Below are 19,171 nucleotides of genomic sequence, written 5' to 3' on the forward strand. Positions count from 1 at the left end.
ATGCAAAGATTTCCGGCATGCAGAAAGCCAATTCCGCACAGCCAAGATTCGTCCACCGCGAACGCCTGACGACCCACCAAGCGCACCCGGACTGGGACATCCTCATCGGCGACGGCCCGGTGATTGCCACCGCGATCCATGACGGCCATGCGATGCGTCCCTCGCTGGAGCCGCACCTGGCCCTCGCCGCCGAGGACCGGCGTCGCGAAGAAGACCCGCTTACCGGCGTACTGACCTCGGTCGGCGATGTGCGCATCCGGGTGGACACCTCGCGCTTCCAGGTCGACCTCAACCGCCCGCGCGACAAGGCGGTGTCGAAGGATCCGGCCGATACGTGGGGCCTGCAGGTCTGGCACGCGCCTCTGCCCGAGCACGAGATGCAACGCTCGCTGGCCGGACACGACGATTTCTACGCGACCGTGACCGAGCTGATCGACCGCATGCTGGAGCGCTGGGATGCGCTGCTGCTGATCGACATCCACAGCTACAACCACCGCCGCGACGGCGCCGACGCGCCGCCCGCGCCGCAGGCCGGCAATCCCGACATCGAGCTGGGCGTGACCACCCTGGACCCCGACCGCTGGGGCCACGTGGCCGAACGCTTCGCCGACGTGCTGCGGCGGTACCTGATCGCCGGGCGTGAACCCGACGTGCGCGAGAACGTGCGCTTCCCCACCGGCGGGCATTTCCCCGAATGGGTGTATGCCACCTGGGGCGAACGGGTCTGCACCATCTCGCCGGAGTACAAGAAGCACTACATGGACGAGTGGACCGGCCTGGCCGACATCGCCGTGCTGGAGCAGTGCCGCCGCGGCCTGGCCAAGGCCGTCGCCGCGGTGCGGCCGGAGTTCCTGGCATGCCGGTGAGCGCAGCAGCCAGGCGACCCGAGCCGGTCCCGATGCGGCCGCTGCCGCCGATCGCCGCCCGGGTCGATGCCGCGCTGGCGCGCATGGACGGCGAGGTCGACTGGCTGCTGGCGCTGTCGCCGATCGGCAATGACGCGTTGTGGCAGGCCTTCCAGGACAGCGGCCGCACGCAGATACCCCCGCTGCAGTACATCGATCTGGAAACCGACCTCGCCGCCGCGCGCGCCCGGCTGCAGGCGCTGCCGGTGCACGAGATCGAGTCGCCGCTGCTGTCGGGCCTGCTCGCGGAGAAGCAACGCGAACTGGAGCGCCAGATCGAGCTGGTCCGGTTGCGCGGTACCGACGGCTTCATCAACGCCAGCCTGGACCTGTTCGGCGGCGTGGAACCGCGGCTGCTGAAGCTGGCCAACCAGATCCTCGAGGAGGTCGAGCTGGGCGAGGGCCTGCAGGCGGACGCCGGCATCGACGAGGTCATGGCGGCGGTCGAGGACGAGCTGGCCTGGTATGCCGGACAGTCGCCGGATTTTCACGCCGACGTGGTGGTCGATACCGACCTCAACTCGCTGATGATGGTGTCCCACGGCACGTTCTACATCGACGGCAACCTGCGCATCCCGCGCGCGCGGATCCAGCCGCTGATCCAGCACGAGATCGGCACCCATGTGGTGACCCGACACAACGGCCATCGCCAGCCGCTGAAGCAGCTGGAGGTCGGCCTGGCCCAGTACGACCCGCTGCAGGAAGGCCTGGGCGTGCTGGCCGAATACCTGGCCGGCTACCTGCCCGCCGAGCGCTTGCGGGTGCTCGCCGCGCGCGTGGTCGCCACCGACATGGCGATACGCGGCGAAGGCGTGCCGGCGATTTTCGACCTGCTCCACAACACCCACGGCATGCCGACAGACGACGCCTTCGACGTGGCCGTGCGCGCGCTGCGTGGCGGGGGCCTGACCAAGGACGCGGTGTACCTGGGCGGGCTTCGCGATCTGCTCGATTACCTGCACGACGGCGGCGCCTTCGAGCCCCTTTTCATCGGCAAGTTCGCCCTGTCGCACCGCGTGGTGCTGGACCAGCTGGTCGAGGCGGGATGGGCGTGCGCGCCGGACCTGCTGCCCCGTTACACCACGTGGCCGGACGCCGAAGCGCGCCTGGTGCGTTGCCGACAACTTCCCGTCCACCAGCTATTCCAGAAGGAACCCGCCGCATGACTCCCCCGCTCAACCAGATCAAGCTCGGCTTCGTGGTCAACGACGTGGCCACCGAGCAGAACAACTACACGACCATCCGCCTGGCTCGCACCGCGATCAACCGCGGCCACGAGGTCGCCCTGATCGGGCTGGGCAATTTCATCTACGACGCCAACGGCACCATCCGCGCGATCGCCCACGTGCCGCAGCACAAGCACTACGAAGACGACGACGCGCTGCTGGCCGACCTACAGGGTCCGGACGCGCAGACCGAGCGCATCTCGGTGGAGGAACTCGACGTCCTGCTGCTGCGCAGCGACCCGGCCGAGGAGCTCAGCGACCGCCCGTGGGCGCCAAACAGCGGCCTGCTGTTCGCCCAGCTGGTCACCCTGCGCCACGTGATCGTCCTCAACGACCCGGCCCATTTGACCGATGCGTCCAACAAGACCTATTTCCAGCACTTTCCCGAAGAGGTCCGCCCGGTCACCTGCATCACCTTGGACGCCGACGAGATCAAGGCCTTCATCGCCGCCCACGACGGCTACGGGGTGATCAAGCCGCTGCAGGGCTCCGGTGGCCAGAGCGTGTTCGTGGTGACCCCCGAGAGCGCCGGCAACCTCAACCAGATGATCGATGCGGTGACCCGCGACGGCTACGCGATCGTGCAGGAGTACCTGCCCAAGGCGGTCGACGGCGACCTGCGCCTGCTGACCCTCAACGGCCGGCCGCTGCAGGTTGACGGCCACTACGCCTGCTTCCGCCGCTTCAACGACAGCGGCGACGCGCGCAGCAACATCAGTGCCGGCGGCAAGATCGAGATGGCCGTGCCGGACGCCGATGCCCTGCGCCTGGCCGAGATCGTCGGCCCCAAGCTGATGCGCGACGGCATGTACCTGGCCGGCCTGGACATCGTCGGCGACAAGATGATGGAAGTGAACGTCGACACCCCCGGCGGCATCAACATGGCCGAGGAACTGACCGGCGCGGACTTCAGCGGCTTTATCATCGAGGATCTCGAACGCAAGGTCCGGCTGCGCGACCAGTACAAGCGCACCCTGACCAACACCGAACTGGCGATGATGTAACCCACCCAAGGCATGGCACACGACAATCCGATCCGGCTGGAGGCCTCGTGGCGCGAGCGCGTCGGCCATTACCTGTCACGCGAGGACATGCAGGCGCTGGCGGTCTTCCTGCGCGAGCGGCAGGGCGCGGGGGCACGAATCCGTCCGCCGGCGCGGGAGATGTTCGCCGCCTTTGAGGCCACGCCGTTCGACGACGTGCGCGTGGTTATCCTCGGCCAGGATCCGTACCACGGTCCCGGCCAAGCCCACGGCCTGAGCTTCTCGGTCCGTCCGGGCGTGGCGGTGCCGCCCTCGCTGCGCAACATCTACAAGGAGCTGGAGCGTGACCTCGGGGTGGCGCCGCCTTCGCACGGTTGCCTGTTGCCATGGGCGCACCGCGGTGTGCTGATGCTCAACGCGGTATTGAGCGTGGAGGAGTCAAGCGCCGGGGCGCATGTCGGCAGAGGCTGGGAAGGGTTCACCGATCACGTCGTGGCAACCCTGGACCGCGAGCGCGAGGGCCTGGTGTTCCTGCTCTGGGGCGCCTACGCGCAGAAGAAGGGTACGATCATCGATCGTCAGCGGCACAAGATCCTGCGCGCGCCGCATCCCTCGCCGCTGTCGGCCCATCGTGGATTCATCGGTTGCGGCCACTTCTCGGCGGCCAACCAGTACCTGGTCCGCCGCGGCGGGGCGCCGATCGACTGGTCGCTGCCGGCGATTGCTTCCGCGGCGGCATCAGGAGGTGCGGATTGAACGTACAACCGTGGTTTCGGCCCCGGGCGACCGTCCTGCCAGCAGGACGCTGCGAACTTAACGGCGGTTTAGTTGTCCTACCTTGCAACTGCTAAAATAGGCGCCATGACCCAGATGACCACTGCCAACGCACTTATTCCCAACAGCCTGCCGGTTCCCAGCGCGCTGGGATCGCTTGATGCCTATATCGGGGCGGTCTACCGCATCCCGGTGCTCAGCGTGGAAGACGAGCAGGCATTGGCACGCCGCTTCCTCGCCGAGGAAGACCTCAACGCCGCCCGCGAGCTGGTGCATTCTCACCTGCGCTTCGTGGTGCACGTGGCCCGCGGCTACAACGGTTACGGACTGCCGCTGGGCGACCTGATCCAGGAAGGCAACATCGGCCTGATGAAGGCGGTCAAGCGTTTCGACCCCGACCAGGGCGTGCGCCTGGTCAGCTTCGCCGTGCACTGGATCCGTGCCGAGATGCACGAGTTCATCCTCAAGAACTGGCGCATCGTCAAGGTCGCCACCACCAAGGCCCAGCGCAAGCTGTTCTTCAATCTGCGTCGCAGCAAGAAGCGCCTGGGCTGGATGAACGCCGAGGAGGTCCGCGTGGTCGCCAACGACCTGAACGTGTCCGAGCGCGAGGTGCTGGAGATGGAGTCGCGCCTGTCCGGTCGCGACATCGGCTTCGACGCGCCCGAGGGCGATGACGACGATCGCGCGCCGCCGTCGCCGGTCGCCTACCTGCGCACCCACGACGAGGACCCCTCGCAGATCTACGAGCGCGAGAGCGTGGAAGACCATCAGGTCGGCCTGCTGCACGAAGGTCTGGCCAAGCTGGACGAGCGCTCACGCGACATCGTGGCCCGCCGCTGGCTCGGCAACGAGAACAAGGTGACGCTGCAGGAGCTGGCCAACGAGTACGGCGTGTCCGCCGAGCGGATCCGCCAGATCGAGGCCAACGCGCTGAAGAAGATGCGGGTGCTGTTCGCGGCGTAAGGCCCGCCCAGCTGCCTGCGACACCGCCGCGGCCCGGGAAACCGGGCCGTTCGCGTTTTCGCATTTCGTGGCGGCGTCGCGGCGTGCGGCATGCGGCACGCGGCATGCCGCGTGGCAGCGCCGCCCTGGCGCTTGCCGTCAGTACAGATCCACCGGGTCCACATCCAATGACCAGCGCACCCTGCGCGCCTCCGCGCTGGCACGGATCACCGGCAACGCCTGCTGCAGGACCCGGTGCAGGCGAGCGCGGGCGGTGGCCGACAGCAGCAGCTGGCTGCGCTGGTAGCCCGCACGCCGCGGCATCGGCGCGGGCAAGGGGCCACTGAGCTCCAGTGCCGGTGCCGCCGCCGCGCGCAGGGTGCGGTCGGCATCCTCCAGCGCGCGGCGCACCAGCAACAGAAAGGCATCGGCGAGTTCGACCTGTTTGGCTTCGGCGCGGAACATCGCCAGGTGCGCGAACGGCGGAAACACCGCCGCCTCGCGCTGCTCCAGTTCGATTGACGCGAACGCGCCGTAGCCGCCGTTCAACAGGCTGTCCAGCAGCGGGTGCTCCGGGTGGTGGGTCTGCAGCACGACCTGGCCGGCGCGGTCGGCGCGGCCGGCCCGGCCGGCGACCTGGATCAACAGCTGGGCGAGCTTCTCCGGCGCGCGGAAGTCGGCACTGAACAGGCCCTCGTCGATCCCCACGACCGCGACCAGGGTCAGGTTGGGCAGGTCGTGGCCCTTGGCCAGCATCTGGGTGCCGACCAGGATGCCGCGGGTGTCACCGAAACGGGCCAGGTGCGTCTCCAGTGCGTCGCGCCGGCTCGTCGTGCCGCGGTCGATGCGCAGCACCGGGACGTCGGGGAAGCGCTCGCGCAGGAACTCCTCGATGCGTTCGGTGCCCGCGCCCTGAGACTGCAGGGCCAGCCCGCCGCAGTCCGGGCAGGCGTTGGGCGTGGGCCGGCGCGCGCCGCAGTGGTGGCATTGCAGGCGCCGACCGCCGGCGTGCACGGTCATCGCCGCGTCGCACTGGCGGCATTGCGCGCTCCAGCCGCAGTCGTGGCACAGCAGCACCGGCGCGTACCCGCGACGGTTCTTGAACACCAGCACCTGACCGTCGGCATCCAGCGCCGCGGCCACGGCGTCCAGCAGTTCCGGCGACAGGCCGGCCTGCAGCGGTCGCTTGCGCACGTCGAGCACGCGCACCGCCGGCGGTCGCGCGTTGCCGGCACGGCGCGTCAAACGCAGGTGCGCGTAGCGGCCGCCCACCGCGTTCTGCAGTGACTCCAGTGACGGCGTGGCGCTGCCCAGCAGGATCGGCACGTCCAGCGCCCGGGCGCGCACCAGGGCGAAATCGCGGGCGTGGTAGCGGATGCCGTCCAGCTGCTTGAAGCTGCCGTCGTGTTCCTCGTCGATCACGATCAGGCCGGCGTCGGGCAACGGCAGGAACACCGCCGAGCGCGTCCCGACCACGACGCGCGCCTCGCCGCGCAGGCACGCCGCCCAGGTCCGGGTGCGTTCGCCGTCCGACAGGCCGGAATGCAGCGCGTGCACGGGCACGCCCAAGCGGGCGCGGAAACGCCCGAGCAGCTGCGGCGTCAGGCCGATCTCCGGCACCAGCACGAGCGCCTGCTTGCCACGGGCCAGGCAGTCCCCGATCGCGTGCAGGTAGACCTCGGTCTTGCCGCTGCCGGTCACGCCATTGAGCAGGAAGGGCGCGAAATGGTGCCGCGCGGCGAGGACCGCGTCGACGGCGAGCTGCTGCTCTGCGTGAAGCTGGGGTCCCTGGCGGGGCGCGGGGGCGGCTTGCGATGGCGGCACCGCGATCCGCTCCGCCAGACCCCGCTGGGCGAGGGTTCGCGCCGCCGCGCGCCAGGCGCCGGCGCCCGTGGCGTCGTCCTGGTCTGCCTCGTCCGGACCCAGGTACGCTTCGTTGACCGCGCCGCCCTGCAGGCGTTCGGCCAGCAGGCGCGGCCGGCCAGGGCGCATGTCGGCAAGGCCGGCGTGCCCGGCAGCAGTCATCCGCCACGCCCAGTCGTGGGTATCGGGCAGGGGCTCGCCGCGGCGCAGCGGTCCCGGCAGTGCGGTGGCGAAGATCTCGCCGATCGGGGCGTGGGTGTAGCGGCCCAGCCATTGCAGCGAGTCGAACAGCTCGCCTGCAAACAGCGGCTGATCGTCGAGGATCTCCAGCGCGGGCTTCAGGCTGGCGGTATCCACGTCGGCGATCGCCGGAAGTTCGACCACCACGCCGACCAGCTCGCGTGAGCCGAACGGCACCCTGACCCGGCTTCCCACCTGGACGTGGCCACCGTCGTCGGCCGGCAGATAGTCGAACAGACGCGGCAGCGGCACGGGAACGGCAACGCGCAACAGGCGGTTTTCAGGACGGCGATCGGGCATCCCGCCAGTCTATCGGGCGGTCCCGGACGAGGTGCCGGAGAGAAGGAGGTCAAGTTGCAGGCCATTGCTGCCCGGATAATCACGAAGTGTGCGCAAGTGCCGGTTTTTGCAGGGGATTGACCGTTATCCACATCTCCTGTGGATAAGTCTGTGCATGGACGCTTGGCAAACCTGCGTGAGGCTGACCCTGCAAGCCCTCACCCTGGGTTGGCCAAAAAAACACCAAACAGGAAAAGTCGATACCGATCAACCACTTGCCCGTGAAACATTGCAATTACCCGGCAGCTTGTGGCAGCCGCGGGGCGCGGCGGGGGCGCGATTTCGCTGCTGTGCACAACCGATTCGGCCTCCAACCCGCGTCACGCTTTGTTCACGGGCGGTTTAGCGGATTGTCAAGCGTCCGGAGAGGGCCCCGTGATCGTTATCATGGCGCCATGCCCAGGCCTTTTCGATGACAGATCCGCGCGCCGTTCCCGGCACCCGTTCAGCCGCCGCGGTGACGCCGGGAGCGCGTGCTCCGGCGGCGCTGGCGGCGTTCCTGCGCGGTGTCGAGCGGCGCGGCGCCGTGCTGGCCGAAATGCAATGCGGCGACGCCGCCGCGGGCGATGCCGCGCTGGCCGAGGCGATGCACGAGTTCCGCCAGGAGGCGGGGGCATCCGTGATGGACGATTGGCCGCGCCAGTTCTGGTCGGTGCTGCTCGCCCAGCCAGCGCTGAAACAGCGCACGCCCGTCGCCATCGCGGTGGATGCCACCGATCGCCTGGGCGAACTGGGCAGCGGGCCGCGGGCGGCCTTGCTGTTGCGCCTGGCGGCCGGCCTGGACGAGGCGGGCGCGGCTGCGGTGCTGGGCGTGCGCACGCAGACCTATCGTCTGGCCTTGCAACGCGCACTGCCGCACCAGGCGGACGGGCGCGCGGATCCGCGCGCATGGCAGACGCTGCGCGAGCAGATCCATCGCCGGATCAAGACACTCCCCGAGGCCCGGCTGAAGCGGCTGGCGAGCGCGCGTGAGGCAGCATTGCAAGGGACCCGCATGACCGCATCGGTCGCCGCTCCGCGCGCGCCCGCGTCGGATCCTGCGCGTCACTCCGGGCCTCCGTGGCTGATGGCGTTGCTGTGGACCCTGCTTGCGCTGTGCGTCCTCGCCATGGCGGCCACGTTCCTGCCCCAATTCCGCGGTCAGGCCGGGGGCTGGCGGCTGAGCGACGCCAGCGGAAACCTCCCGGAGCAGCCGCCGGCCTCGCGCTACAGCGAGGAGGCCGCGGCGGTCATGCACCGCGATTTCGAGTTGTTGGCCGACCCGCAGGCCGTCGCGCTCGCCACCGACCTGCCCTTCCATGCGTGGCTGGCGGCGGCCCCGGACCAGATGCCGGCCGCGCCAGTGGCAAGTGCCACTGCGGATGCCGACAGTCTGGAAGTGATCGACTCGCCCGGCGGGGAGACGTCCGATGAACACGACTGACCTGCGGCGCTGGTGGGGCGCGTGCCTGCTGCTTCTCGCCTGCTCCGTGCAGGCGGGCAGGTCCGGCACGGACGAGATTTCGGCGCTGCTGCCCCGACTGCAGCCCGAGGCGCGTGCGGTGCTCGAGGCGCGGGCCGGGCAATGGTCGGCATGGAGTGCGAGCGAGCGCGACGGGTTCCAGCAGCGCATGCGCGCCTGGGACGCGCTGCCCCGGGCCGAGCGAGATGCGATCCGGGAGCGCTATCTGGCGTGGCAGGCCCTGACCGCGGAGGAGCGTGCCAGCGTCGTCGCCGCCGGCGCCCGCTACCAGCGTCTGGACGCGGCGGAACGCGCGACGCTGCGCGAAGCCTTCGATGCACTGGACGGCAGCGAGCGCCGCGGCTGGATGCTCGGACCGGTTCTCGGCCGGGACTACCCCGCGCTGCAGCCGTTGCTGGCCCAGGTGCCGCAGGAGGAGCATGCCGCGCTGCGGACGACCCTGCGCGCGATGACGGCCACGCAGCGGCGCGACCTGGCCGTGCTGGTACAGCGCAGCTCACCGCAGGAGCGCGACCGCCTGCGCAGCGAACTGGCCACCCTGCAACCGGCCGGCATCTCCGCGTGGTTGTGGGAGCGGCTCGACCGCTGAGGCTGCTCCCGGTGTCCTTTCCCTCCGAAGCGGTCCCGGTCGCGGCCCTGCCGTCCTCGCGCCTCCGTACCGAGGTCGGCCGCACCGGCCGGCTGGCCGCCCCGCTGGTGCTGGGTCACGTCTCGACCGGCCTGATTGGTTTTGTCGACAGCGTGATCGCCGGCCACCACGGCACCGCAACGCTCGCAGCGGTGTCGGTCGGCACGGCGCTGTTCTGGCTGCCGATGATGGTGCCGATGGGAACCCTGATGTCGCTGCCACCGGCGGTATCCCAACTGGACGGCAGCGGCCGCCGTGACCAGATCGGTGCGCTGTTCCGGCAGGCCCTGTGGCTGGCCCTGGGTCTGGGCCTGGCGCTGTTCGCCTTCCTCAGCGTGGTCGGCATGGCGCTTGAACCGATGGGGATTGCCCCGGGCATCCGCGACGGCGCGCGCAACTTCCTCCACGGGATCCGCTGGGGCGTGCCCGCACTGACGTTCTACCTGTGCATGCGCTACCTCTGCGACGGGCTGCACTGGACCCTGCCGACGATGCTGTTCGGCTTCGGCGGGCTCGTGCTGCTGGTGCCGCTGGGGTTCGCGCTGACCTATGGCGTGGGCGGCATTCCCGGCCGCGGCGCCGGCGGGCTGGGCGTCGCATCGGCGCTGATGATGTGGATGCAGGCGCTGGCGTTCCTGTTCTACCTGCGTCGCGCGCGCCGGTTCGCTGGATTGCGCCTGTTCGCCCGCTGGGATGCTCCGCAGTGGCCGCCGATCCGCGGCCTGCTGCAGACCGGCCTGCCGATCGGGGTCACGGTGGCCATGGAAGGCGGCCTGTTTATCACCACCGCGCTGCTGATCGGCCGGCTCGGCGAGGTGCCGGTAGCGGCGCACCAGATCGCGATCAACGTCGCCAGCCTCTGCTACATGATCCCGCTGGGCCTGGCCGAGGCGACCACCGTCCGGGTCGGACACGCCGTGGGCCGCGGCGATCCGACCGCCGTGCGCCGCGCGGCCTGGGCGGGATTCATCATCGTGCTAGGCACCCAGGCGCTGTCGGCGCTCGCCCTGTTGCTTGGCAACCACGTGGTGGTGGGTTTCTATACCGGCGATGCGCAGGTCGCGGCGCTGGCGGCCGCGCTGCTGCTGTACGCGGCGGCGTTCCAGTTCCCCGATGGCATCCAGGTCATCGCCGCCGGTGCGCTGCGCGGACTGCGCGACACCCGCGTGCCGATGCTGATCGCCGCGTTTGCGTACTGGGGCGTGGGCATGCCGCTGGGCGCGGTGCTGGGCCTGGGCGTGGGCGGCTTTACGCCGGCAATGGGCCCGCGCGGGATGTGGCTGGGCCTGATCGGCGGGCTGTGCGTGGCCTCGGTGCTGATGGGCTGGCGGTTCTGGCGCTCCAGCCGCGACCGCCATCTGCGCGCGCTGTTGCCGGGCGCAAACCGCCTCCCGGGGTGACCAATGGTGGATGTACAGGACCGCCCCAGCGGTTACCCTCGCAAAATCGTCATGGAGTGTCTGCAATGAACCAGGTCCAGCGCCGCGGCCCGATCGCGCGTTTCTTCATCGGCTTGTGGGACGCGATGAATTTCACCCGCCGGCTGATCTTCAACCTGGTGTTCTTCACCCTGTTGTTCATCATCCTGGCCGCGATCGGCAGCGGTGACCGCAGCGAGCCCCTGCTGGAGCGCACCACGCTGGTGATTGCGCCCGAAGGTCGGCTGGTGGAGCAGTTCAGTGCCGACCAGGCCACCCGCGCCTTGATGAAAGCGATGGGCGCCAAGGGCGGTGAAATCCAGCTGCGCGACGTGGTCCGCACCCTGGACAAGGCCGGCGAGGACAAGCGTATCGAGCGCGTCGTTCTGCAGCTGGACCGGCTGTCCGGTGGCGGCATGGCCTCGCGCCGCGAAATCGCCGCCGCGGTCGCCCGCGTGCGCGCCGGCGGCAAGCAGGTGGTCGCCTTCTCCGAAGGCATGGACCAGTCCAACTACCTGATCGCCGCCGAGGCTGACGAGATCTACCTCGACCCGATGGGCGGCCTGTTGCTGGAAGGGCTGGGGCGCTACCGCCAGTACTACCGCGAAGGGCTGCAGGACAAGCTCGGCGTGGACGTGCACCTGTTCAAGGTCGGCGAGTTCAAGTCGGCCGCCGAGCCGTACGTGCTCGACGCCGCGTCGCCGGAGTCCAAGGAAGCCGACCTGTACTGGATGAACGACCTCTGGCAGCGCTTCCTGGCCGACCTCGGGCGCGCGCGCAAGCAGGACCCGGCCGTGATCGCCGCCGACATCAACCTGCTGCCCGAAGGCATTGCCGCGGTGAACGGCGATCTGGCCGAGTACGCGCTGCAGCACAAGCTGGTCGACGGCCTGAAGACGCGCGAGCAGGTGCAGGACGAACTGGTCGAGCGCGGCGTGGCCGATGCCGATGCCGAGGGCGGGTTCCGCCGTGTCTCGATGGACGGCTACCTGAGCCATCTGGATGCCGCGCGCAAGCTTTCCCCGGACCGGCGGCCGAAGGTCGCCGTCGTGGTGGCGGCCGGTTCGATCACCGGGGGCGACCAGCCGCCGGGCACGATTGGTGGTGATTCAACCTCCGCCCTGCTGCGCCAGGCGCGCGACGACGATGAGGTGAAGTCGGTCGTGCTGCGGGTCAACTCGCCGGGTGGTGAGGTGTTCGCCTCCGAGCAGATCCGCCGCGAGGTCGTGGCCCTGCAGGCCGCCGGCAAGCCGGTGGTGGTCTCGATGGGCGACCTGGCCGCCTCGGGCGGTTACTGGATCAGCATGAACGCCGACCGTATCTACGCCGACGCCTCCACCATCAGCGGCTCGATCGGCATCTTCGGCATGATCCCGACCATCCCGCGCGCGCTGGACAAGATCGGCATCCACACCGACGGCGTGGGAACCACCCCGCTGGCCGGCGCGTTCGACATCAGCCGGCCGCTGGATCCGGAGGTCGGAAAGGTCATCCAGTCGGTCATCGACAAGGGCTACCGCGACTTCATCGGCAAGGTTGCCGACGCGCGCGGCAAGCCGGTCGACGGCGTCGACGAGATCGCCCGTGGCCGCGTCTGGAGCGGTGCCCAGGCCAAGGACCGCGGCCTGGTCGACGAGCTGGGTGATCTGAAGTCGGCGATCGTGGACGCGGCCAAGCGGGTCGAGCTGGACGAGGGCGACTACGCGGTCACCTACGTGGAGAAGACCGGCACCCCGTTTGAACAGTGGTTCGGCGGTTTCGCCGAAACCCGCCTGGCCGGCCTGCTGCTGCGCGATTCCGACCTTGCCCGGGGGCTGGTGGCGCGCGCGCTGCCGGCCACCCGGGCCGACCTGAAGCTGCTGGAAGACGCCATCACCCCGACCGCGGGCGTGCCGGTGAAGGCGCTGGCTTACTGCTTCTGCGCGCTGGATTAATCGATCCAGCGGTCACGACGGCCGTCGGCGGACCGATCGGGTCGTCGACGGCCTGACTGTGACGGGGTTTGAGCGCCGCAGCGCAGACCCGTCAGCCGCCAGCAGCCTCGATCGCCTGACGTTGTGCTTCGGCCGCCTTCAAAGTGGCGTCTTCCACCGCCTTGGCCTTGTCCAGCGGTTCATGCAGCGCGCGGCTGGCCGCGGTGTGGCCCGCGGCCCTGGGCTCCGGCGGCTGTTCCGGTTCTACCGGCGGCCGGTTGCACGCGGCGAGCAGCAACAGCATCGCGCAGCTTGAAAGCAGGATGGTCGGCTTGTCCGGCATCGTCGTGTCCTCCTGGGGCCCGGGGGTTATCCTAGCGCGCCGGGTCGAGCGTCGCCGCTGGCGGCCACAGGAGCACACATGGATCCCAAGCGTTGGCGCCTTGACGGCCAACTGGCCCTGGTCACCGGCGGCAGTGCCGGCATCGGCCGGGCGATCGCCCGCGAGTTGCTGGGTCTGGGCGCGGACGTGCTGCTCGCCGCGCGCGACGGCGGCGCCCTGGACGATGCCCGCAGCGAGTTGCTGGAGGACTTTCCGCAGCGCGACGTGCAGGTATTCGCCGGCGACGTGGGCATCGACGAGGATCGGCGTGAGCTGCTGGAGTGGGTCGAGCAGGAAGGCGATGGCGGCCTGCATATCCTTATCAACAACGCCGGCGCCAACCTCAGCCGCCTGGCCGCGGACTACGACGACGCGGAGTGGCGGGCGATCTTCGAGGTCAACGTGTTCGCCGCCTTCGAGCTCTCGCGCCACCTGCACCCGCTGCTGACCCGGCACGCCGCGTCCAGCATCGTCAACGTGGGCAGCGTGTCGGGACTGACCCACGTGCGCACCGGCGCGCCCTACGGCATGAGCAAGGCCGCGATGCACCAGATGACCCGCAACCTGGCGGTGGAGTGGGCCGAGGACGGCATCCGGGTCAACGCGGTCGCCCCCTGGTACATCCGCACCCGCCGCACCTCCAGCGCGCTGGCCGATGCGGACTACCTGGACGAGGTGCTCGATCGCACGCCGCTGGGCCGGATCGGCGAGCCCGAGGAGGTCGCCGCCGCCGTCGCCTTCCTGTGCCTGCCCGCGGCCAGTTACGTCACCGGCGAGTGCATCGCAGTGGACGGCGGGTTCCTGCGTTACGGGTTCTGAGCCGGGGCACGCGTGGTGGCGATTCAGCCGTCCAGCGGCAGGCTCAGCGTCTCCTTGACCTCCTCCATCACGATGTAGCTCTTGGAGTCGCGCACGTGCGGCATGGTCAGCAGGGTGCTGCCCAGCAGCTTGCGGTACGACGCCATCTCCGAGATGCGCGCCTTGATCAGGTAGTCGAAGTCGCCCGACACCAGGTGGCACTCCAGCACGTTGGGCAGGCGTAGCGCGGCGTTGCGGAACTCCTCGAACACGTCGCCGGACTTGTAGGCCAGGCTGATCTCCACGAACACCAGCAGGTCGGCGCCCACCAGGTGCGGGTCCAGTCGCGCGTGGTAGCCGGTGATGACGCCGTCGCGCTCCAGCCTGCGCACCCGCTCGGTGCAGGGGCTGGTCGACAGGCCGACCCGCTCGCCCAGCTCGGTGAAGGAAATCCGCCCGTCCTGTTGCAGCACGCGCAGGATCTTGCGGTCGATTTTATCCATGGATCGCGGATGGGCAGGCATGGGTTTCCTGTTTGATGCGTGAATGGCGGTGATTCTGCCTGCAGTTGCCTGAAATTACAGGCAACATGCCCGACGCTTCGTTCCTATACTCCCCGCCTGGGTTCCCGCCACCCTGGGCGGATGACGATCAAGTGGGCGGGCGGCTGACATGCGGGTACTGGTACTGGGCAGTGGCGTCATCGGCACATGCAGCGCGTGGTATCTGGCGCAGGCGGGTTTCGAGGTGACGGTGGTGGATCGGGAGCCGGCGCCGGCGCGGGAAGCCAGCTTCGCCAATGCCGGTCAGATCTCGCCGGGCTATGCCTCGCCCTGGGCCGCGCCGGGCATCCCGCTGAAGGCCCTCAAATGGCTGTTCTCACGCCACGCGCCGCTGGCGATCAAGCCCGGCCTGGACCCGCGCCAGTACTTGTGGATGCTGCAGATGCTGCGCAACTGCACCGCCAGTCGCTACGCGGTCAACAAGGCGCGCATGGTCCGCCTGTCGGAGTACAGCCGCGACTGCCTGGACGAGCTGCGCGCCAGTACCGGCATCGCCTACGAAGGTCGCCAGCTCGGCACGGTGCAGCTGTTCCGCACCCAGGCGCAACTGGACGATGCGGCCAAGGACATCGCGGTGCTGGCGGAGTACGGCGTGCCGTACGAGCTGCTCGACCACGCCGGCATCGTGCGCGTGGAGCCGGCGCTGGCGCCGGTGATGGACTCGCTGGTCGGCGCGCTGCGCCTGCCGCATGACGAGACCGGCGATTGTGAACTGTTCACCCGCCGGCTGGCGGCAATGGCGCGCGACGTCGGGGTCGAGTTCCGCTTCGGCGCGACGGTGGACCGGATCGAGGCCTCCGGCGGGACGGTGACGGGGGTCGGCATCGACGGCCGCATCGAGCGCGCCGATCGCTATGTCGTCGCGCTGGGCAGCTACTCGACCCCGCTGCTGGAGCCGCTGGGCATCAAGCTCCCGGTCTACCCCTTGAAGGGCTACTCGCTGACCCTGCCGATCACGGATCCGGCGATGGCACCGACCTCGACGGTGCTCGACGAGAGCTACAAGGTGGCGGTGACCCGCTTTGACGAGCGCATCCGCGTCGGCGGCATGGCGGAGCTGGCCGGGTTCGACCTGGGTCTCAACCCGCGCCGCCGGGAAACGCTGGAGAAGGTCGTCAACGACCTCTACCCGCAGGGCGGCGACCTGGCGCGGGCGGAATTCTGGACCGGCCTGCGCCCGGCGACGCCCGACGGTACCCCGGTGGTCGGTCCCAGCGCCCTGGACAACCTCTACCTCAACACCGGCCACGGCACGCTGGGCTGGACCATGGCCTGCGGGTCGGGGCGCTACCTGGCCGACCTGATCGCCGGCCAGGCACCGCGCATCAGCAGCGAAGGGCTCGACATCTCCCGCTACGGCCGCAGCCGGGTGGTCCGGCCCGGAGGCGCCGCCTGATGCGCCCGGCTCGCGCCTGCATCGACCTGGACGCGCTGCGCCACAATTACCGGCTCGCGCGCGAGCTGGGCGGCCACAAGGCGATCGCGGTGGTCAAGGCCGATGCCTACGGGCACGGCGCGGTGCGTTGCGCGCGCGCGCTGGAACCGGAGGCGGACGGCTTCGGCGTGGCCTGCATTGAGGAGGCGCTGGAGCTGCGCGAGGCCGGCATTCGCGCGCCGATCCTGTTGCTGGAGGGATTCTTCGAAGCCGATGAGCTCGCCCTCATCGACCGTCACGACCTGTGGTGCGTGGTCCAGGCGCAATGGCAGATCGATGCGATCGAGCGCGCACGCCTGGCGCGGCCACTGAACGTCTGGCTGAAGCTGGACACCGGAATGCACCGGCTGGGCCTCGCGCCGGATGAATACCGAGACTGCCTGCGCCGCCTGCAGGCCCTGCCGCAGGTGGCCGAGATCGTGACGATGACCCACTTCGCCCGCGCCGACGAGCTCGACAGCGCGCGTACGGCGGAGCAACTGGCGACCTTCCGGCGCGTCGTTGCCGGCCAGGGCCCGGGCGGCAGCGAACTGACCGCAAGCGTGGCCAACTCGCCGGCCCTGCTCGGCTGGCCGGCGACCCGCGCCCAGTTCGCCCGGCCCGGCCTGATGCTGTACGGCGCCTCGCCTTTCGCCAATCCGCACCCGGAAGCCGACCGGCTGCGACCGGTAATGACGCTGGAGTCGCAGATCATCGCCGTGCGCGACCTGCCGGCGGGGGAGCCCGTGGGTTACGGCGCGCGCTTCGTCACCGAACGCCCGACGCGGGTCGGCGTTGTCGCGATCGGCTATGCCGACGGCTATCCGCAGTTCGCGCCCAACGGCACCCCGGTGTGGATAGATGGCCGGCCCGGGCAGGTGATCGGCCGGGTGTCGATGGACATGTTGACCGTCGACCTGGACGGCCATCCGGGCGCCGGCATGGGCAGCCGGGTTGAGCTGTGGGGCAAGCACGTGCGTGCCAGCGACCTCACCGAGCGCGGCGCGACCAGCGCCTACCGGCTGTTGTGCGGCCTCAAGCGCGTGCCGCGCACCTACCTCGGCGAATAAGGGCCGCGGCCTCAGTCTGCGACGCGGCAGGTGCTGGCGTGGATGAGCGCCTCGATCCGCTTTAGCTCGATGCGGGTCGCCGCCGGATCCTCGGCGCGACCGAACAGCAGCCTGGCGCGGGTGTCATGCGCGTGCCGGTGCCATTGACTGCACAGGGCGGCGTCGGGAACCGGGGCGCAGGTGTCGGTCACGTACTCGCACGCCGACGCCTGGCCAACGCCGGCGCTGCCGTCCAGGCCGGACACGCGCAGTGGCGCGCAGCGACGGGTCGGGACCGGGTCATCGCTGAAGTACTCCTGGCGGTCCCAGGTCCGGCAGCTGAAGAGCGGCGGCGGTGGTTGGGCAGGCGTGGCATCGACAGGCTTGGCAGCGCCGCCGTCGCCAGCGGCGTCGGGCGCGCCGCTGGCGACGGTCGTCTCGCCCGCAGCGGCGGCGGTACCCGCAACCGGCGACGCGCCCTCGGAACCGCTCCCGGCTGGCGCCGGCATGGCCACCAGCGCGGGCAGGGCTGGCTCGGTCGACGTCGGGGCGGGGGTCGCTGATGGCGCCACCGGCATCGCAGCGATGGAGGCCGGCGCGGCGGTCTCCATTACCCGCCGCTGCTGCTGGCTGCCCTTGGGGCACGGGACGTCGTTCTGCACGCTGACCGCGCCGCTGGCATCCGTGCAGCGGTAGATCACCACCGCGTCCTGGGCCAGGGCGGGCGCCGCGGCAAGGTTAAGCACCGCGGCCAGAAGAAGACCGCGGATCACCGCCGGCACCCGCTGTCCAGGCGCTCATCGATGCGGCGCTTCTCGGCGTCGATCTGTCGACGCTCGCTTTGCAGCGCGCTGTTGTAGCGACGAGTCAGCAGGGTCCGGCGGTTGCGCAGGTCGGCACAGACCTCCGATTGCGCGATCTGCACGCAGGAGTCGCGGATCCATGTCCCCGGTCCCTGGATGACGCCGGCCGTGGGCAGGCGGTCCGGCACGCCGGGCTGGCTGCTGGACGGCACGGGGGTGGGCCGGCCGACACTGTCGAACTTGAAGCCGGGCCGGCCCGTGGCGACCGGGCCGCGGTCGGTTCCGTACCCGGTGCCGGCGGCCGGCCGCACCGGCGGTGCCGGGTGATGTCCGGGGTGGTGATCGTAGCCGGGACCGACGATCACCGGATAGCCGAGCGTCCACAGCGGCACCCAGCGCGGATTGCCGTCCGCCGAGTCGCTGGTGTACTCCTCGCCGTCCGGCGTGCTGCAGCGGTAGACCGGAGGCGGCGCGATCCGGACCAGCGCGGGGGCCGGCTCGGGCTCACGGATGACCAGCACCGTCGGCGGGGGCGCCGAGGCTGCGCCGGGAGGCGGTGCGGGCGGGTCCTGCGGGCGTTGCATTCCCCGTGTCTCCTGTTGCTCCCCACGGCGGCAGGGCGAGTCGCGCAGGCTCAGCCGGCCCTCGGCGTCGGTGCAGCGGTAGATCGTGACCTGGTCGCCGTCCGAATGGGCCGCTGCGGGAGCGGGCAGCGCGAAGCCGATCGCCAGTATGAACGTCGCCAGCAGTGGCATCAACGCGTCGCGCGGAAAGGGATTCATGGACGCATCTTGCCCGCACGCCGGCTGCGGCGGAAGCGGCCGGGCTCAGGCGCGCAGCACGGCACCCGTGCGGGCGTCCCGGATCGTGCTGGGCGTGGCGCGACCACCGGGCTCGCCGGCAAGCACCGCGTCGATCCGCGCCAGCAGCTCCGGGTCGAGCTGATCGATCGCGGTCACCGCCGGCTGGCCGGCGAGGTTGGCACTGGTTGAGACCAGCACGCCGCCCCACGCCGCACACAGGGCCACGACCGTCGGATGGGCGCTGACGCGGACCGCGACGCTGTCGTGATCGCCAGTGATCACCCGCGGGACGGCGGCGGTGGCGGGCACCACCCAGGTGTGCGGACCGGGCCAGCTGGCCCGCACCTCAACGCAGCGCTCCGCTGCCAAGCCGGACCAGTCGACCAGTCCGTCCAGCTGCGCCAGTGCGCCGGCAATCAGGATCAGACCCTTCTCCACCGGGCGTTGCTTGACCTCGAGCAGACGCCGTACCGCGGTCTGGTCGAAGGGATCGCAGCCCAGCCCCCACACCGCTTCGGTGGGGTAGGCAATGACACCTCCGCCGCGCAGGACGCGCACGGCGGATGGCAGGTCGCAGGTGGCAGCGGAGGAAGGGACGGGCATGGCGGCCAGCATAACGCTCCCGACGATATCGCCGGGAGCGCTTGAACCGCGGTCAATCGA

18 protein-coding genes are annotated in these 19,171 nt (G+C 70.1%); 12 read left to right on the forward strand and 6 right to left on the reverse strand.

The window, feature by feature from the left end; translation table 11 throughout:
• The first annotated feature begins 17 nt into the window (after positions 1–17).
• The 5 genes from INQ41_RS00970 to rpoH all read left to right on the forward strand — a co-directional run bounded on the left by INQ41_RS00970 (position 18) and on the right by rpoH (position 4,854).
• Positions 18–866 (forward strand): N-formylglutamate amidohydrolase, encoded by an 849-nt coding sequence (locus INQ41_RS00970; RefSeq protein WP_193985445.1) that lies wholly within the window; start codon positions 18–20, stop codon positions 864–866.
• Positions 857–2,071: a tyrosine/phenylalanine carboxypeptidase domain-containing protein gene (locus tag INQ41_RS00975; protein WP_193985447.1), complete on the forward strand. Its 1,215-nt coding sequence runs from the start codon at positions 857–859 to the stop codon at positions 2,069–2,071. Before INQ41_RS00970 ends, INQ41_RS00975 begins: the two co-directional genes overlap by 10 nt.
• Positions 2,068–3,135, forward strand: coding sequence for an ATP-grasp domain-containing protein (locus INQ41_RS00980; protein ID WP_228064400.1), 1,068 nt, complete (start codon positions 2,068–2,070; stop codon positions 3,133–3,135). The genes INQ41_RS00975 and INQ41_RS00980 overlap by 4 nt, the downstream gene beginning before the upstream one ends.
• A gap of 12 nt (positions 3,136–3,147) precedes the next feature.
• Positions 3,148–3,870 (forward strand): uracil-DNA glycosylase, encoded by a 723-nt coding sequence (gene ung / locus INQ41_RS00985; RefSeq protein WP_193985449.1) that lies wholly within the window; start codon positions 3,148–3,150, stop codon positions 3,868–3,870.
• A gap of 114 nt (positions 3,871–3,984) precedes the next feature.
• A complete protein-coding gene (rpoH, locus tag INQ41_RS00990) occupies positions 3,985–4,854 on the forward strand; it encodes an RNA polymerase sigma factor RpoH (protein WP_407070790.1) in 870 nt (289 codons plus the stop codon).
• Positions 4,855–4,992: 138 nt separating this feature from the next.
• Here rpoH and INQ41_RS00995 read toward each other — a convergent pair whose 3' ends face one another.
• Positions 4,993–7,236: a primosomal protein N' gene (locus INQ41_RS00995; protein WP_193985453.1), complete on the reverse strand. Its 2,244-nt coding sequence runs from the start codon at positions 7,234–7,236 to the stop codon at positions 4,993–4,995.
• 451 nt (positions 7,237–7,687) lie between these two features.
• Between INQ41_RS00995 and INQ41_RS01000 the strand changes: the two genes are divergently transcribed.
• The 4 genes from INQ41_RS01000 (at position 7,688) to sppA (ending at position 12,717) form a co-directional block, all read left to right on the forward strand.
• Positions 7,688–8,698, forward strand: a complete 1,011-nt coding sequence (locus INQ41_RS01000; protein ID WP_193985455.1) for a hypothetical protein — start codon at positions 7,688–7,690, stop codon at positions 8,696–8,698.
• Positions 8,685–9,326 carry a DUF3106 domain-containing protein gene (locus INQ41_RS01005; protein ID WP_193985456.1) on the forward strand — a complete coding sequence of 214 codons (642 nt, stop codon included), beginning with the start codon at positions 8,685–8,687 and terminating at the stop codon, positions 9,324–9,326. The genes INQ41_RS01000 and INQ41_RS01005 overlap by 14 nt, the downstream gene beginning before the upstream one ends.
• Positions 9,327–9,373: 47 nt before the next feature.
• On the forward strand, positions 9,374–10,765 hold the full coding sequence (locus INQ41_RS01010) for an MATE family efflux transporter (protein WP_228076744.1): 1,392 nt from the start codon (positions 9,374–9,376) through the stop codon (positions 10,763–10,765).
• Between the two features lie 65 nt (positions 10,766–10,830).
• On the forward strand, positions 10,831–12,717 hold the full coding sequence (gene sppA / locus INQ41_RS01015; RefSeq protein WP_193985458.1) for a signal peptide peptidase SppA: 1,887 nt from the start codon (positions 10,831–10,833) through the stop codon (positions 12,715–12,717).
• 91 nt (positions 12,718–12,808) lie between these two features.
• Here sppA and INQ41_RS01020 read toward each other — a convergent pair whose 3' ends face one another.
• Positions 12,809–13,039 (reverse strand): hypothetical protein, encoded by a 231-nt coding sequence (locus INQ41_RS01020; RefSeq protein WP_193985460.1) that lies wholly within the window; start codon positions 13,037–13,039, stop codon positions 12,809–12,811.
• A gap of 78 nt (positions 13,040–13,117) precedes the next feature.
• Here INQ41_RS01020 and INQ41_RS01025 point away from each other — a divergent pair, with 78 nt between their 5' ends.
• Complete coding sequence (locus tag INQ41_RS01025) at positions 13,118–13,897, forward strand: SDR family oxidoreductase (RefSeq protein WP_193985462.1); 780 nt, start codon at positions 13,118–13,120, stop codon at positions 13,895–13,897.
• A gap of 23 nt (positions 13,898–13,920) precedes the next feature.
• Here the strand turns inward: INQ41_RS01025 and INQ41_RS01030 are convergent, their stop codons facing one another.
• Positions 13,921–14,400, reverse strand: coding sequence for a winged helix-turn-helix transcriptional regulator (locus INQ41_RS01030; RefSeq protein WP_193985464.1), 480 nt, complete (start codon positions 14,398–14,400; stop codon positions 13,921–13,923).
• Between the two features lie 148 nt (positions 14,401–14,548).
• On the opposite strand from INQ41_RS01030, the gene INQ41_RS01035 reads away from it, so the two are divergent.
• Both INQ41_RS01035 and alr read left to right on the forward strand, forming a co-directional pair.
• Positions 14,549–15,835 carry a D-amino acid dehydrogenase gene (locus INQ41_RS01035; protein ID WP_193985466.1) on the forward strand — a complete coding sequence of 429 codons (1,287 nt, stop codon included), beginning with the start codon at positions 14,549–14,551 and terminating at the stop codon, positions 15,833–15,835.
• Positions 15,835–16,923 carry an alanine racemase gene (gene alr, locus INQ41_RS01040; protein ID WP_193985468.1) on the forward strand — a complete coding sequence of 363 codons (1,089 nt, stop codon included), beginning with the start codon at positions 15,835–15,837 and terminating at the stop codon, positions 16,921–16,923. Before INQ41_RS01035 ends, alr begins: the two co-directional genes overlap by 1 nt.
• 11 nt (positions 16,924–16,934) lie before the next feature.
• On the opposite strand, the gene INQ41_RS01045 is transcribed toward alr, so the two are convergent.
• From INQ41_RS01045 to INQ41_RS01055, 3 genes are read right to left on the reverse strand one after another with little or no spacing between them, the layout of a single operon-like run.
• A complete protein-coding gene (locus INQ41_RS01045) occupies positions 16,935–17,675 on the reverse strand; it encodes a DUF4124 domain-containing protein (RefSeq protein ID WP_193985470.1) in 741 nt (246 codons plus the stop codon).
• Positions 17,672–18,487, reverse strand: coding sequence for a DUF4124 domain-containing protein (locus INQ41_RS01050; RefSeq protein ID WP_228076651.1), 816 nt, complete (start codon positions 18,485–18,487; stop codon positions 17,672–17,674). The genes INQ41_RS01045 and INQ41_RS01050 overlap by 4 nt, the downstream gene beginning before the upstream one ends.
• Before the next feature lie 45 nt (positions 18,488–18,532).
• Entirely contained in the window at positions 18,533–19,111 is a 579-nt protein-coding gene (locus tag INQ41_RS01055; protein WP_193985472.1) for an L-threonylcarbamoyladenylate synthase, read from the reverse strand.
• Positions 19,112–19,171 lie beyond the last annotated feature (60 nt).

Origin of the sequence: Lysobacter ciconiae, assembly GCF_015209725.1 — a bacterium.
GTDB lineage: Bacteria > Pseudomonadota > Gammaproteobacteria > Xanthomonadales > Xanthomonadaceae > Novilysobacter > Novilysobacter ciconiae.

Excerpts from the sequence above, each read along its gene's own strand:
- INQ41_RS00995 (WP_193985453.1), bottom strand. The coding sequence starts at position 7,236 with ATGCCCGATCGCCGTCCTGAAAACCGCCTGTTGCGCGTTGCCGTTCCC.
- INQ41_RS01035 (WP_193985466.1), top strand. The coding sequence starts at position 14,549 with ATGCGGGTACTGGTACTGGGCAGTGGCGTCATCGGCACATGCAGCGCG.
- ung (WP_193985449.1), top strand. The coding sequence starts at position 3,148 with ATGGCACACGACAATCCGATCCGGCTGGAGGCCTCGTGGCGCGAGCGC.
- INQ41_RS01050 (WP_228076651.1), bottom strand. The coding sequence starts at position 18,487 with ATGAATCCCTTTCCGCGCGACGCGTTGATGCCACTGCTGGCGACGTTC.
- INQ41_RS01005 (WP_193985456.1), top strand. The coding sequence starts at position 8,685 with ATGAACACGACTGACCTGCGGCGCTGGTGGGGCGCGTGCCTGCTGCTT.
- INQ41_RS01020 (WP_193985460.1), bottom strand. The coding sequence starts at position 13,039 with ATGCCGGACAAGCCGACCATCCTGCTTTCAAGCTGCGCGATGCTGTTG.
- alr (WP_193985468.1), top strand. The coding sequence starts at position 15,835 with ATGCGCCCGGCTCGCGCCTGCATCGACCTGGACGCGCTGCGCCACAAT.
- INQ41_RS01000 (WP_193985455.1), top strand. The coding sequence starts at position 7,688 with ATGACAGATCCGCGCGCCGTTCCCGGCACCCGTTCAGCCGCCGCGGTG.
- INQ41_RS00975 (WP_193985447.1), top strand. The coding sequence starts at position 857 with ATGCCGGTGAGCGCAGCAGCCAGGCGACCCGAGCCGGTCCCGATGCGG.
- INQ41_RS01055 (WP_193985472.1), bottom strand. The coding sequence starts at position 19,111 with ATGCCCGTCCCTTCCTCCGCTGCCACCTGCGACCTGCCATCCGCCGTG.
- rpoH (WP_407070790.1), top strand. The coding sequence starts at position 3,985 with ATGACCACTGCCAACGCACTTATTCCCAACAGCCTGCCGGTTCCCAGC.
- INQ41_RS01030 (WP_193985464.1), bottom strand. The coding sequence starts at position 14,400 with ATGCCTGCCCATCCGCGATCCATGGATAAAATCGACCGCAAGATCCTG.
- INQ41_RS00980 (WP_228064400.1), top strand. The coding sequence starts at position 2,068 with ATGACTCCCCCGCTCAACCAGATCAAGCTCGGCTTCGTGGTCAACGAC.
- INQ41_RS00970 (WP_193985445.1), top strand. The coding sequence starts at position 18 with ATGCAGAAAGCCAATTCCGCACAGCCAAGATTCGTCCACCGCGAACGC.
- INQ41_RS01025 (WP_193985462.1), top strand. The coding sequence starts at position 13,118 with ATGGATCCCAAGCGTTGGCGCCTTGACGGCCAACTGGCCCTGGTCACC.
- sppA (WP_193985458.1), top strand. The coding sequence starts at position 10,831 with ATGAACCAGGTCCAGCGCCGCGGCCCGATCGCGCGTTTCTTCATCGGC.